Source organism: Gilvibacter sediminis, from assembly GCF_028561565.1.
Lineage (GTDB): Bacteria > Bacteroidota > Bacteroidia > Flavobacteriales > Flavobacteriaceae > Gilvibacter > Gilvibacter sediminis.
On the sequence record NZ_JAQQTE010000001.1, the window covers coordinates 1119457 to 1134835 of the forward strand.

11 protein-coding genes are annotated in these 15379 nt (G+C 43.5%); 5 read left to right on the forward strand and 6 right to left on the reverse strand.

Features of this window, described 5'->3' with window-relative positions:
• Positions 1–78 precede the first annotated feature (78 nt).
• Positions 79–2160 carry a peptidylprolyl isomerase gene (locus POW22_RS05085; protein WP_272831543.1) on the forward strand — a complete coding sequence of 694 codons (2082 nt, stop codon included), beginning with the start codon at positions 79–81 and terminating at the stop codon, positions 2158–2160.
• Between the two features lie 34 nt (positions 2161–2194).
• On the opposite strand, the gene POW22_RS05090 is transcribed toward POW22_RS05085, so the two are convergent.
• Positions 2195–3118, reverse strand: a complete 924-nt coding sequence (locus POW22_RS05090; RefSeq protein WP_272831544.1) for a GYDIA family GHMP kinase — start codon at positions 3116–3118, stop codon at positions 2195–2197.
• A gap of 2 nt (positions 3119–3120) precedes the next feature.
• A complete protein-coding gene (locus POW22_RS05095) occupies positions 3121–4431 on the reverse strand; it encodes a hydroxymethylglutaryl-CoA reductase, degradative (protein WP_272831545.1) in 1311 nt (436 codons plus the stop codon).
• 153 nt (positions 4432–4584) lie between these two features.
• On the opposite strand from POW22_RS05095, the gene POW22_RS05100 reads away from it, so the two are divergent.
• From POW22_RS05100 to POW22_RS05110, 3 genes are all read left to right on the forward strand, one after another.
• Complete coding sequence (locus POW22_RS05100) at positions 4585–6756, forward strand: S9 family peptidase (protein ID WP_272831546.1); 2172 nt, start codon at positions 4585–4587, stop codon at positions 6754–6756.
• Positions 6757–6783: 27 nt separating this feature from the next.
• The gene (locus POW22_RS05105; protein ID WP_272831547.1) at positions 6784–8376 is read left to right on the forward strand and encodes a peptide MFS transporter; all 1593 of its coding nucleotides are present in this window, start codon (positions 6784–6786) and stop codon (positions 8374–8376) included.
• A gap of 111 nt (positions 8377–8487) precedes the next feature.
• Positions 8488–9027, forward strand: a complete 540-nt coding sequence (locus POW22_RS05110) for a thioredoxin family protein (RefSeq protein WP_272831548.1) — start codon at positions 8488–8490, stop codon at positions 9025–9027.
• 23 nt (positions 9028–9050) lie between these two features.
• Here the strand turns inward: POW22_RS05110 and POW22_RS05115 are convergent, their stop codons facing one another.
• From POW22_RS05115 to POW22_RS05130, 4 genes are read right to left on the reverse strand one after another with little or no spacing between them, the layout of a single operon-like run.
• Positions 9051–11063, reverse strand: a complete 2013-nt coding sequence (locus POW22_RS05115; RefSeq protein ID WP_272831549.1) for a ComEC/Rec2 family competence protein — start codon at positions 11061–11063, stop codon at positions 9051–9053.
• 49 nt (positions 11064–11112) lie between these two features.
• Positions 11113–11622: a C40 family peptidase gene (locus POW22_RS05120; protein ID WP_272831550.1), complete on the reverse strand. Its 510-nt coding sequence runs from the start codon at positions 11620–11622 to the stop codon at positions 11113–11115.
• A 39-nt stretch (positions 11623–11661) separates the two neighbouring features.
• Entirely contained in the window at positions 11662–12774 is a 1113-nt protein-coding gene (gene lpxB, locus POW22_RS05125) for a lipid-A-disaccharide synthase (RefSeq protein WP_272831551.1), read from the reverse strand.
• A gap of 3 nt (positions 12775–12777) precedes the next feature.
• Entirely contained in the window at positions 12778–13068 is a 291-nt protein-coding gene (locus tag POW22_RS05130; RefSeq protein ID WP_272831552.1) for a hypothetical protein, read from the reverse strand.
• A 162-nt stretch (positions 13069–13230) separates the two neighbouring features.
• Between POW22_RS05130 and POW22_RS05135 the strand changes: the two genes are divergently transcribed.
• Entirely contained in the window at positions 13231–15372 is a 2142-nt protein-coding gene (locus POW22_RS05135) for a carboxy terminal-processing peptidase (protein WP_336407703.1), read from the forward strand.
• Positions 15373–15379: the final 7 nt, after the last annotated feature.

Consider the following 15379-nt stretch of genomic DNA (forward strand, 5'->3'; position numbering starts at 1 on the left):
GCCGTGAATTTTAGGGATTCAAGCTTTTATTAATCCATCAAAAACAGTACTTTCGCACCCTATAAATTTTCGAGTAAAATGGCAATTTTAAATAGTATTCGCAAACGAGGTATCTTTTTGATCATCATCATCGCAATGGCCTTGTTTGCATTTGTGATCTCTGGTATCATTGATAACGGCGGCCTTAAGGGCGGAACAGTTAGCAATAGTGTAGCCACTGTAAACGGTACAGACATTGACCGTGTGGCATTCAATAACTTGGTTGAAGCTCAGTCTAGACAATACGGTGGAGCGGCTAGTCAATCACAGGTTCGCAATATCGTTTGGGAACAACAGGTTCGCAAAGCGATCATCGAAGGGAAATTAGAAGATCTGGGATTCACTGCAGAATCTAACTTCACAAAGAAAGCCCTTACTGATGCCTTCCAAAACCAACCGGACTTCTTCAATGAAGCAGGAGTATTTGACTACGCCAAATTGGAAGAATACATCAGATTCCAACAAGAAAACGACGTTACTTACGCCAACTGGCTAGCTCAAGAGAACCAAATCGTTTCTCAAGCCATGGAGCAAGCTTACTTCAGTATGGTACAGGGAGCTGCTTCTCCTTCTACTATTGATGGTAAGTGGGAGTATCACTTAGAGAATGACAAAGTGGACATTCAATACGTACAAGTGCCTTACAGCAGCATTCCAGATGATCAAGCTGTGATCACTGATGCGGAGATCGAGGCGTATATGCGTGATCACCAAGAGCGCTTTACTGTTGACCCACGTGTGGATATTCAATATGTATTGTTCGCAGGAAACGCTTCTGCCGCTGATGAATTGGCTACTACAGAAGAAGTAAATCAATTGGTAAACGATACGATCAACGGTTTAGCCATTACCGAAGATGTTGAGGCCTTGGTTAACGCCAACTCAGAAGTGCCTTACCAAGACCGATTCTTATTCAAGAATCAGGTGCCTTCTACTATCGCTGATTCAATCTTCGCGAGAGAAGCTGGATCTGTTTACGGTCCTTACAAGGAGCGTGGAAACGTAATGGCAACTCGTATTGTTGAAAGACGTACCCTTCCAGACTCTGTAAAGGCTCGTCACATCTTGATTCCAATCGGAAGCAATCCAACAGACAATATTGTACGTGATGAGGCTCAGGCTAAAACCACTGCAGACAGCTTAATGACCATTTTGAAAAGCGACCTTTCTCGTTTTGAGGAGTTCGTGACAGCATATAGTTCAGACCAAGGATCTATCGAGCGCGGTGGATTGTACGACTGGTACCCATACAACCGTATGGTTCCTGCCTTCCGTGATTTTACTTTTGAAGAGGAAGTAGGAGCACTAGGTGTTGTTAAGTCTGACTTTGGATTCCACATCATTGAGGTGTTGGATCAGAAAAACCCACAAGAGGCTGTTAAGTTGGCAACCATTGCCAAGCCATTACGCGCCTCACAAGAGACTATTAACAACCTCTTCTCAGACGCTACCAACTTTGAGTTGGCTGCGCGTAAAGGAGATTTTGCAGCCGTTGCTCAAGAAAGCGTTTACGGAGTACGTCCGGTAAATGCTGTTGGACAATTGGATGAGAATATTACCGGTCTTGGTCCTCAGCGAACTTTGGTGAACTGGGCCTTTAATGAAGAAACTGCCGTTGGAGACATCAAGCGTTTTGACGTAGGTGATGGATTCGCAGTAGTGCAATTGGTTCGTAGAAATCTAGAAGAAGCGCTAATGAGTAATGCAGAAGGATCTGCAATTGTAACCCCTATCCTTCGCGCTCAGAAAAAAGCGAAGATGATTCGCGAGCAGTTGAGTGGATCTACCTTAGAGGAGATCGCACAAAGCCAATCACAGACTGTTCAGTCTGCGCAGGCGATCAACAGAAAATCTCCAACAATTGCTGGAGCCGGAACAGAACCTAAAGTTGTAGGTGCTGCTTTTGGATTGAAGCCAGGAGAAGTTTCTGGACCTATTGATGGAAAGACAGGAGTATTCGTGGTACGTCTTACGGCCAAGAATGTAGCTCCAGACCTAGAAGATTACAGTGCATTTGTAACTCGCGCTCGTCAGGCGCAAGGGACTCAAGCTGCTTTGAATGCGTATAACGCGCTGAAGAAAGCCGCTGACATTGAAGATAACCGCGCGACTTTTTATTAAGTCGAATACTTTTAAGACGAGAGACCCTGAAGCTTTAGCTTCGGGGTTTTTTTATGAGCATATCCCAAAATGGGATCACCGTATTGAAGCCTTTGGATTTGAAGTAGTCCGGACTCTTCTCATTGCCACTCACCATAACAAAATCTCCGCCCCAGGCTCCTAAGCTTTTAATGACTCCGTCTTGATAATCCGGGAAAAGAGTGGTCTGTATTCTTAGCTGATCGATCACTCGGGCAATGATGGATTCGTGTTCGTTTAAAAGGCGATCAAATTCATTCTTGGTAGTTGTTTTGATCAATGCTTCGGTGATGTGGTCAAGGGTGCTAAAAACGCCTGGATCAGGCATATTTTGGCTTCTGTAGCGTTGAATGCCCAGTTTGCTATCCATCTTTTGGTTGAGATGAACAAAGTAGAGCTGATCTGCAAAAGGCCAATCAATAGCCACAGGGGTTATTGTTCTACTGTTGTCAGGATTCTTTCTATAACTGATTGGGCCATCGCTAAACGCGCAAGCAATGTCATATCCACTGCCGCCAAATCCCAGATCCAGCAACTCAAAAGGGTTCACAGCCGCCCACTGCGCCAAATTATTGATAAGGGTAGAGGAGCTCCCTAAACCCCAATCCCGCGGAAATTCCAAATGTGTTTGCACCTCTTTACCTGCTAATTGTTCTTTGAAATCAGGATTCAAACGAACACAGCTCAACAGCAATTTTCGGAGCTTTTCTTCAACGGGATCGGTAGCGGTTTGGTCCAAACGGTCCACGTCAATATCAGCAGTAAACCAAAGATTTCCATCCTTATTGAAACTCTTCCAATGGAGTTGCTTATTCGAGTTGTCCTTTATTTGCAAACGCTGTCCATAAGCACTGGGTACAGCTAAGGCTAAAGCTCCGTCAAGTACCATATACTCGCCAGTAAGGAGCAGTTTGCCGTTGCTGTGAAAGGAGCTTTGCATCTTTAGGGTCTAAGGCTTTCTAAAAAGGCTACAGCTGCGGCATGACTCACCGTATTGGCTTTAAAGTGTTCTACAGCTGCTTCTTTCTCTTGAGGTGTTGCTTCAAGCTGATTGAGAATATTCATCAAATGCATTTTCATATGCCCTTTTTGAATACCTGTTGTGGTGAGTGATCGCAAAGCGGCAAAGTTCTGGGCTAAGCCAGCCACGGCCATGATTTGCATGAGTTCTTTAGCGCCTGGGTTGCCGAGCATTTCAAAACATAAACGCACCAAGGGATGCAATTTGGTCAAGCCTCCAACGGTGCCAATGGCCAGGGGAATCTCGATCCAAAAGTGGAAGTTGTCATCTTCAATCTTAGCATGCGTCAAACTTCCGTAATGTCCATTTTTACTCGCGTAAGCGTGAACTCCAGCTTCAACAGCTCTAAAGTCGTTTCCGGTGGCTAACACCACGGCATCAATACCGTTCATAATTCCTTTATTGTGAGTCACCGCTCTGCGGACCTCTGTTTGCGCTATTTGAACAGCGCGTACAAATTTAGTAGCAAACTCTTGTCCGCTCATACCGGCTTGCGCTAGTTGGTCTAACGGACAACTCACTTCTGCTTTCACAATACACTCTGGCACGTAGTTGGACAGTATACTCATCACCACTTCCAAGCGGTCTTGTTCTAAAATAAGGTCAGAATTGCTAGCTTCTCGCAATAAAGAAGTAGCGAACTGCTCCAAGCAACTGTTGATGAAGTTGGCCCCCATGGCGTCCAAAGTCTCAAAAGTGGCATGTAATTGATAGTATCCATCGAGTTCAGCGGTCTTGTCGCGCAATTCTAAGCTGATGATACCACCACCTCTTTTTCGCATATTGGCAGTGATCTGCTCACAATCTTTCAGCAATGTAGGTTTGACCTGTTCAAAGAATTGCTGCAAACGCTTGGCATCGCCATAAAAGTTCAAATGAACCTGACCGTTCTTCAAAGTAGAGATGATACTCGCTTTAAATCCGCCTTTGTCTAACCAAAATTTAGCCGCATTACTCGCCGCAGCCACTACCGAGCTTTCTTCTATGGCCATTGGAATGGCATAGAGTTTGTCGTTAATGGAAAAGTTGGGCGCAATGCCTAAAGGTAAGTAGTAGTTGGTCAGGGTGTTCTCTATGAACTCGTCGTGAAGCTGCTGCAGCTTGGTATCTGAATTCCAATACTGCTCTAAAACAGCGATTCCAGCTTGAGGATCATTAAAATAGTTTTCAGCCAACCAGCTGATTTTTTGACTTTTGCTCAACTTGGAAAAGCCAGAAATTGGAGTACTCATATGTGCGAAATAAATCCACTGCAAATATACTATTTTGAAAATGGAGGACTCTTAGAAAATTAGCGTGTTTTCTGCGTATTTAACACCAAAACAGCCCCTTTTTTGATGAATTTTTAGTAAACTTGGCCTTACAATTTTTTAACTCTTTAGACTATGCAGGGTTCAAAATGGATCTTGGGCGTTTTTCTACTTTGCGCCTCCTTCGGAATTGCACAAAAAAAACAAATAACCTTAGAAGACATATGGAAAGGAGCGTTCCGAACCGAGTACATGGATCGCCTGCAATCCCTCAATAACGGAAAGGAATACGTAGTACTAAATTACGATCGTAAGGCGAGAGCTTCTACCGTAGATGTCTATGATTACGCCACTTCTCAGAAGGTGCGTACTTTGGTCAATACACAGTCCTTAGACGGTGTGGATTACATCATCAGTTATGAACTTAGTGATGATGAGACCAAAATGCTTATTGCCACTCAGCTACAATCCATTTACAGACGATCAACTCTAGGAACCTATTACGTTTATGACCTGGATTCAGAATCCTTGGAGCTGGTTGCAGATATGCCTATTCAAGAGCCAACTTTTAGCCCAGACGGGTCAAAAGTAGCCTATGGTTTCAACAACAATATTTATGTGAAGGATCTAGTCGGAGGGGAGACCACAGAGGTCACCAAAGACGGCAAAAAGAATAAGATCATTAACGGAATTACGGATTGGGTTTACGAAGAGGAGTTTGGCTTTGTACGCGCCTTTGATTGGAACGCTGCCGGAACTCACATCGCCTTTATTCGATTTGACGAGACTGAGGTTCCTGAATTCTCTATGGATGTTTACGGAAAAGATCTGTATCAGTCCCAACAAGTATTCAAATACCCAAAGGCAGGAGAGGCCAACGCTAAAGTGAGCTTGCATATGTATGAGCTCAGCAGTGGAAACAAGTCAAACATTGATGTTACTGCTTACAACTCCTATTATATTCCACGCATCAAATGGACCAAAGACCCAGACGTGCTTTCGGTACAACTTACCAACAGAAAGCAAAATACGGTGGATCTGGTTTTGGTCAATACAAAAGACAACAGCAGTAAGCTGGTACTTCAAGACACCGATGATGCCTATGTAGACATAACCGACAATCTAACCTTCTTGGCCAATAACAGTTTTATTTGGACCAGTGAAAAAGACGGATGGAATCACATCTATCACTATGACAAGAACGGAAAGTTGCTCAATCAGGTTACCGATGGTGAGTGGGAAGTAACGCGTTACTACGGTTTTGATACCAAAACAGGTCGTATTTATTACCAAAGTTCAGAGCGAGGGAGCATGTACCGCGATGTGTATTCAATTCTTCCAAGCGGTAAGAACAAAGTGCAATTGACATCGCGTCCAGGGACGAACTCGGCTTCCTTTTCTGCGGATTTCAGTTATTTCATCAACACTTTTTCTAGTGCTATGGTACCGCCTGTGTACACCTTGCACAATGCCTTAGATGGTGAAAAGGTGCGTGAGATCTTGAACAACACCGAGCTGAGAACTAAACTGCTCGCTTACGATATGTCTCCAAAGGAGTTCTCAACCATTAATGTCAATGGCAATGAACTCAATATGTATATGATCAAACCTTCTGATTTTGATCCGGAGAAAAAATATCCAATTTTCATGTATCAATATTCTGGACCGGGATCGCAAAATGTTGCAGACCGCTGGGGAGGATCTAATGATTACTGGCACCAAATGCTAGCTCAGCAAGACATCATTGTTGTTTGTGTAGACGGCCGCGGAACAGGATTGAAAGGACGCGACTTTAAAAAAGTAACACAATTGGAGCTCGGTAAATACGAGGTTCAGGATCAGATCGGTGCTGCGCAACAATTGGCAGAGCTGCCGTACATTGATGGTGATCGTATTGGAATTTGGGGTTGGAGTTACGGTGGATTCATGTCTGCCAACTGTCTGTTCCAAGGTGCTGATACCTTTAGTATGGCTATCGCGGTAGCTCCTGTGGGAAGCTGGCGTTTTTATGATACCATTTATACGGAGCGTTATATGAGTACGCCTCAAGAGAATCCGGGAGGCTATGATAACAACTCGCCAATTTCACATGTAGATAAGCTCAAAGGCGATTTCCTTTTAGTTCACGGTACTGCAGATGACAACGTTCATGTGCAAAACTCTACGCGCTTGGTGGAAGCCTTGGTACAAGCCAACAAGCAATTTGATTGGGCCATGTACCCCGATAAAAATCACGGCATATACGGCGGGAACACCCGTTTGCATCTATACACCAAAATGACCAACTTCATTTTGGACAACCTATAAAACGAAAAACTAACTAAAACGAGATTTATGGAATTTAAATACGGAGGCTCGGAAACCAACCAACGAACGGTCTTAGGTCATCCTTCTGGACTGTTTGTATTGTTCTTCACAGAGATGTGGGAACGATTCTCTTATTACGGCATGCGCGCTTTGCTTGTACTGTTCTTAACAGCTGCAATCCTTGGCGAAGGCGGCTGGGGTTGGGAACGCTCTGAGGCCTTGATACTTTATGGATGGTATACTGGTTTGGTATACATTACCCCCATCATAGGTGGTTTCATTGCAGATAAGATCATGGGCTATCGCAATGCGGTGGTACTGGGAGCCTTTTTAATGACCTTGGGTCACGCCTCCATGGCATTAGAGGTGACGGCAGACCTGTTCTTTTATGCGGGGCTAGGTCTCTTGATCATTGGTAACGGACTCTTTAAGCCTAATATCTCGTCTATTGTAGGACAATTGTACAAAACTCAAGGCAAGGAAAAAGATGCAGGTTATACTATTTTCTACATGGGTATTAACGCCGGTGCCTTCCTCGGAATTGGTCTATGTGGATATATCGGAGAGACTGTTGGCTGGCATTACGGTTTTGGTTTAGCTGGAATCTTTATGTTCTTCGGAATGTTGCAGTTCTACTTTGCACAGAAGATCTTCGGAAATATTGGACTCAAGCCAAATCAGACTGATGATCTAGACGACGTTGTAGAAGACGCTGTGGAAGACATGAAAGACCATGTAGAAGACGCGATGGATGAAGCTAATAAGTCTAAGGTAGTTTCTGACCGCTTGAAAGTGATTGGAGTATTTGCCTTCTTTACCGTATTCTTCTGGTGGGCCTTTGAACAGGCCGGTGGTTCTATGACCATTTTCGCTGCAGATTATACCGACCGATTGTTGGAGGGTAGTGGTGCTATGACCTTTAAGGTGGTAAATGCTGTATTGACGGTAGTACCGCTGATGATCATTACCTACGTACTGTATTTATTATTTAAACAGACTTTTGCCAAATACGCCCTTTCTAATATTCTATTGGGCTCCAGTTTTGTGATCATATGGGGAATTGTGATCTGGATGTTAAAGAACGAGTTCAGCGCAGATATCGCTGAAGTTAAAGCTTCTTGGTTCGGGATTCTGAATTCCTTCTTCATCATTGCTTTTGCACCGCTGTTCTCCAAGATATGGACCAGTAAGTACAATCCGTCAGGACCTGTGAAGTTCGCGATTGGATTGATGCTGTTGGGTCTTGGTTTTGCCATATTGGCCTTTGGTTCTATGGGAATCCCATTAGGGGCTAAAACGGCCTCTGTGAGCATGATCTTCTTGGTATTGGCTTATTTATTCCACACCTTAGGAGAGCTGTGTATTTCTCCTGTAGGACTTTCTTATGTGAGTAAATTAGCTCCGCTTAAGTTGGTTGGACTCATGTTTGGAGTTTGGTTTGTGGCCAACTTCATCGCAAACCTAACAGCAGGTTGGACCGGTAGTTATATCGATCCTATTGTGGAAGAGTACGGAATGAGTACCTTCTTCTTGATCTTTACTTTGATCCCTGTTGGAGCCGGTATAGTTATGCTGATCCTCAACAAGACCTTGATCAGAATGATGCACGGCATCCGCTAGGTCCTGTTAAACAATACATAAAGCAAAAAAGCGTTCCTTTAAAACGGAACGCTTTTTGCTATTTTTGTAATGCACCCCAAGTTTTGCGACTGATAGAGAAATGACTGAGTGATGAAAAATTACCTTACCCTACTGCTTCTAATGCTTGCTACGGCAACATTTGCTCAAGACAAAATTCAATGGATGACCATGAATGATGCGCTTGCAGCTCAAAAGGAAGAACCCAAAAAGATCTTTATGGATGTCTACACCAACTGGTGTGGACCTTGTAAATTGATGGATCGCGACACCTTTGGCAATGCTCAAGTGGCTCAATTCATCAATGAGAATTACTATCCGGTAAAATTCAATGCAGAAGGGACAGAGCCTGTGGACTATCAAGGCTTTGTGTATACCAACCCCAACTATCAGGAAGGGCGCCGTGGGCGCAACGCTACCCACTTTTTTGCAGATGCTTTGCGTTTACAAGGGTATCCCAGTATTGTTTTCTTTGAAGAAGATGGAACCTTAATTCAAGCCTTGCCTGGCTTTAGATCACCATCTCAAATTGAGATCTATTTGAAGATGATTGCCAACGATGACTACAAAGACCTTACAACAGTAGAAGCTTGGGAGGATTATCAGAAAAACTTTAAAGGCACATTTGAGTAGTATTTATTTAGCAAAATTTTCCATTACTCAAATACAAAGGCTCCTTGCTGCGAAGTATCGTAGAACGGGAGCCTTTCTTTTTTAGCTGTTCTTGCCCAACACTCTTTGTAGTTCGCGTAAGAGCTGCCATCACAAAGGATCAATTTAGGGCTGTAGATACGGATCCATCGTGATAAATGGACCTTGGCATTCTGAGTGAGTATTAAGATGTCTACAGGCTTTATTCCATTATCTGGGGGATAGCTTCCATCCACAACCAAAATTCTTTGCCCCTTATACTTAAAATAAGCGGGTAGCGAATTCCTGCTGCTGGTATTGATTAGATTGAGCGCTTTAAAATTTTTCAGGCTGTAGCTCTCATTTATTGAATCTGTGCTAAATACGGCAAGAGATCTGCCGTTGATCTGCCAAAGCGTAGTTTGTCCAAACTGTTCACTGAGGATCAATTGGTGTTTTACTTTTGGACGCTCTAGGTGCCAAATGCAGGCGGTCAAAATAATCACGAAAACTAAGAGAGGTAAAGCCCGTTTACTTCGCCAAGCAAAATGGTATCCTAACAATAGACTTGATAGTAATATTATTGTCAAGGTATAGATCCCAAAATAGGGCATTGTAATTGTGGATGCGGGCAATTGTCCGACCCACTCGACAATTCCTCCAAGTGCTTCGGCCAAAAAATTTAGCCCCAAACTCGGGAGTTCAAATGCGGGCCAAAATGCAAGGAGTCCCAAACAAAGTAATCCGCCTATCAAGGCAGAGCCTATCAGCGGGACCACAATCAAATTGCTCAACAGAAAATAAGTGGGGAATTCGTGAAAATAGTACAAACTTAAGGGAGCAGTTCCCAATTGCGCAATTATTGACAAACCAATCCACTGCCAAAACCGCAAGCCAATTGGATGGGAGACTGGACTGTACGCAGTCCATTTGGGTAGGAGCCAAAGGATGAAGAAAACGGCCAGATAGCTGAGTTGAAAACCCACTTGAAACGCATAGAAAGGATCTATGAGCAGTAAGATCCACAGCGATACAAATAGACTGTTTATTCCGTGCGAGCGCCCTATAAGTTTTCCTGCGATCAAAAAACTGAACATAGTTGCTGCGCGTAATACTGAGGTGCTGGCGCCACTGAATAAAGCAAATACCCAGATGCTGCATAAAACACAAAAACCGTGAATGTACCTACCGTGAGGAAGTCTCTTAAAAGGCCCCAAGATCCAGCTAGCAAAGAGCGCAATGATGCCTAAATGCAAGCCAGAAACAGCTAAAATATGTGCGATCCCGGCTTGAGCAAATTGCGATTTTGTCTCTGGTTTTAGCTGTGCTTTGTATCCCAAGAGGAGCGCCGCTAAGAGTTCAGAATGACCAGGCTTAGTAAGGGTCTTTTGCAGCAACAATGCCCAATGATTCTGCCAGAACTTGAAGTGTTGGCCAATAGATAGTTTGCTGTTGGGTAAGAGTAGAAGTTGGCTGGCATCGGCCTTTATGCTCAATGCGATATGCTGATACTTTAAGTACTTGGCATAGTTAAAATCCGCAGGGTTCTTAGGGCCTTCAACGGTTTGAATTGTGGCTTTGGTTTGCCATTTTGTTCCTACTTGAAAGTAAAAGCAATCCTTTCTTTTTTTAATTTTCAAAAGCGCCTTGATGTCCTTAACGGACCCAGAATAATTAAGGCGAACTTTATAATTTACGTAGTAGGCGGTTTCAGAAAGTAGTTGGTCTATTTCAATATTGACAAGGTTTTGAGGCTGGTAGTGTTTTAGATGATGCTTTTGAATGCTTCGAAAACCTTCATTAGTATAGCTAAAGAGCAGGAGTCCGCAGCCAAAACTTAGCGCATAGGCTATGGTAGAAAAGCTCCACTTCTTGTGGTGGGTTGCCAATTTAGCCACTTTTGATGTGCACAACAGTAGGAGCAATGAAAAGCAGCTCCATGCAATCGAGCTTAAAGAAAAATTGAAATGATCACCCAGCAGGATTCCACCGAGAAAGAACAGCCCGAGACGGACTAGAGGAAAGCTTAAAAATTCCATAGCAATTCACCATAGTGGGAAGGGCTACGGACCTTATGAAGTTAGTGAATTAAAGCACGCGTCTAGCACCTACAAAAGCACTGCGCCAATAATTCTCTGTTAATTTAGATACAATTACACCTCTAGAAGTTGTGGCGTGTATAAAGGAAATTTCGCCGCCGCTATTGGAAACGATAAGTCCCACGTGGTTGATCACATTTCTGCTCTTATTGGTTTGAAAGAACAACAGATCTCCAGGGTTGATCTGTGAAAGTGAAATTGCCTTGCCCCGTGTAGCCATATCACGAGATACTCGAGGCAGCTGCAAACCCGCTTGCTTAAAGGCGGTAAATATTAGTCCTGAACAGTCCATCCCAGATCTTGAGGTGCCTCCATAACGGTATTTCACACCTTCAAAACTCTTGGCATAACTGATGATCTGATCCGCTCTTGCGTTAGAATTTGTTGCACTGCTTGTAGTGCGCGTAGTGGTTTTTGTTGTGCGAGAAGTTCTTGTGTTTTGCTTGGATCCACATGCGATCATAAGCAACAATAAAGGCAGCAAGTAGTATTTTTTCATGTAAGGTTAAGATTTTGGGCTGCTTAAACTTACGTAAAATTATTCAATGGATTTATAAATTAAAGCTGCTGTTTTGGCGCTAGCACCCGTTCCGCCCAGCTTTTGCTCTAAGTTGTAGTAGTCTAAAAACAGCTCTTTTCTATGGTCTTCATCCAAAATCTTGTCAAGTTCTTCGGATAACTTTTTGGTGTTGAATTCTCCTTGGATCAGTTCGGTTACGGCGGGTTTATCCAAGATCAAATTAACGAGTGAAATATAGTCTAGTTTGATCAGTCGTTTGGCGATCTGATAGGAGATCCAACTCCCTTTATAGCAAACCACTTGCGGGATTTTAAACAGAGCTGTTTCAAGCGTGGCTGTTCCTGAGGTCACCAAGGCTGCTTCTGCCACACTCAAAAGGTCATAGGTCTTATTTTGAATAAAGGCCGCCTTTCTTCCCTTAACGATTTGCTCGTAAAAACTGGCATCCTGGCTTGGAGCCCCCGCAATTACGAATTGATGGTCTGGGTATTGAGGTACAAGATCCAGCATAACATCGAGCATAGTGGTGATTTCCTGCTTGCGACTACCCGGCAATAAAGCAATTATAGGACGGCTGTCCAAACCGTGCTCTTTTCTAAATTTTTCAGGATTCACGGTGGGTCTGTCTGCTATAGCGTCCAACAGCGGATGGCCCACAAAATGAACCGGGTATTGATGTTTTTGCTCGTAAAAATCCTTTTCAAACGGAAGGATCACATACATGGCATCCACATCTCTTTTCACCTTTTTGATGCGTCCCTCTTTCCAAGCCCAAAGTTGTGGAGAGATATAATAATGCGTTGGGTAGCCTTCTTTTTTAGCCCATTCAGCAATGCGAAAATTGAATCCGGGGTAATCGATGAAGATCAAAACATCGGGCGCAAATGCAGTAATGTCTGCCTTGCAAAACTTGATGTTCTTTAAAATGGTACCCAGATTAGCAACAACCTCAATAAAGCCCATAAAGGCCAGTTCTTTGATGTGTTTCACTACGGTAGCTCCCTCAGCAGCCATCAGATCGCCACCCCAACAACGGATCTCCGCCTGAGGGTCTTCCTTGCGTAAGGCCTTGATCAGGTTGGAGCCGTGCAGGTCTCCAGAAGCTTCTCCAGCAATGATATAATACTTCATCGGCTAGGCTATAAAATAGAGGATATAGGTGGTGATTGCGGCAATAAAAGTCGCCATAACTACTCCACGGGCCTCGTACTCTTTGTTGCGTTTTAAAAGTCCGAAAAACAACAGCAGGTTGGGAAGCGCTCCCAGTGCGAGGATCATCCAAAAGGCATCAGAATTCCAAAACACCCTAAATGTGGAAGCAAATCCACGACCCTTTACCTGTGCAATAATGAAAATACAAAGGCTGATTCCAATGATGTTGGTCACCAATCCAGCGAGCAGCCCTTTGAGGATTCGTTGTTTCATAAATCAGGCGTATCGAATTAAATTCGAACTTAGTTTATCCCTGCTAAAGTAAGCATTTTAAGCGCGATTTAAACCCATTTTGGTTTAACAAAAAATTAGTACCAACACTGCCGATTGGCACGGTTTTTTCTATAATTTAGAGAGCTTATAAAAGATGATGTAATGCGATTAATGAAAAAGAATTTTAAACTGTTGATGTTGGCCGTCTTTGTGGCCGCTGCATCTTGCAGTTTTACTACTAAAAGTTTTGAAGATCCCGATAAAGATAAACTCCTTGTTGACCTGATCACTTATGTGTTAGAAAGAGGTCATTACGATGCCAAATCCTTGGATGATGATTTCTCCATCGCTGTATACGAGGACTTTATTGACAATGTGGATCCGATCAAAAGATATTTCCTAGCTTCTGATATTGAAGAGTTTGAGCAGTACAAGACCTCTATTGACGATCAGCTCTTGGCTAAAGAGTTGGATTTCTTCAATTTGGTATACAGCCGTTTGGATCAGCGAATTCAAGAAGCACAAACCTATTATCCGGAGATCTTGGATTCACCTTTCGATTTCGAAAAGGAGGAAGAGATCAACGTAGATTATGACAATATGCCTTATGCGGATAGCAAAAAGGCTTTAAAGGACCGTTGGAGAAAGCAGTTAAAGTACACGACGCTTTCTACCTACTACGACAATATTGAAGACAACCTTTTCAAAGTTGAGAATGAAGAAGATTACACGCCAAAGTCCAAAGCACAGCTTGAGGCGGATGCGCGTGAGACTACTTTGAATAGCTTTAATGACAACTACAGTTTTGTAAATGACCTAGAGCGCAAAGATTACTTTGCCGTTTTCTTGAATTCTGTGGTCATGCAGTTTGACCCTCACACCAATTACTTTGCTCCGCCAGATCGCGATCGTTTTGATCTGCAAATGTCTGGACGATTGGAAGGAATTGGGGCGCGTCTTCAAAAGCAAAACGACTACATCAAAGTAGTGGAGATCATCAACGGAGGTCCTGCCTGGAGAGGGGAGCACATCAAGGCGGGTGACATCATCATGAAAGTAAAACAAGAAGATGAGGAAGACCCGGTGAGTATTGTTGGAATGCGTGTAGATGATGCCGTGAAGCTCATCAAAGGGCCCAAGGGAACTAAAGTGACTTTGACCATCAAACGTGTTGACGGTACCATTGAAGAAGAAACCATTACGCGTGATGTGGTAGAGATCGGAGAGACCTACGCCAAATCGGCATTGATCCAAAAAGAGGATCGCAAATTTGGTTTGATCAATCTACCAGCTTTCTATTTCACAATGGAAGATTATGAAGAGCGAAACGCCGCTGCGGACGTAAAGAAACAGATCATTGCTTTGAAAGAGCAAGGTGTGGAAGGTCTAGTATTAGACCTGAGAAATAACGGTGGAGGTTCTTTGAGAACTGCTGTAGATATTGCTGGATTGTTCATCAAAGACGGACCGGTGGTGCAAGTTGCTTCTAACGGAAAGCGCAAAGAAGTGCTTTCAGATCGCGATAGTGAAGTTGTTTGGGACGGACCATTAGTGATCTTGGTGAATGATGCCTCTGCATCAGCTTCTGAGATCCTAGCAGCTGCTATGCAAGATTATAAACGTGCCGTGATTATCGGTAGCAAGCAGACCTACGGTAAAGGAACAGTTCAGAATCTATTGGATCTAAACCAATGGTTACGCAATAACGATATGGGCGATATGGGTGCCTTAAAATTGACCACACAGAAATACTACCGCGTTAACGGGGGTTCTACTCAGCTAGAAGGAGTAAAGAGTGATGTGGTTATGCCTGGGCGCTATGCGTATCTAGATATCGGGGAGAAGGAGTACGACAATCCGCTTCCTTATGATAAGATCACGCCTGCTGATTATACACCTTATGACGGGTATATCGACTATGAAGCTACCATCAAGCGCAGTAATGAGCGTATGGCTAAAAGTGCAGAGCTCAAATTGATTGATGAGAATGCTAAGTGGATCAAGCAACGTCAAGATGAGAACGTGGTTTCTCTAAACCTGAATGCTTACACCCAAGCCATCAAGGATCGAGAAGAGTACGCCAAACGATTTGACGTCTTAGAGGATTATGAATCCGGATTGGATTATACCTCTTTGCCTGCTGAGTTGGCATTGATTGAGAAAGATACTACCTTAGGCGAGAATAGAAAGCGCTGGCATAAGAACCTCAGAAGCGATATTTACGTGGAAGAGGCCGTTAGCGTTTTGGAAGACCTGAAGTTAAACAACATTAGACAAGGTAGCTTTGCCAAGATCAAAGACTAAAGACATT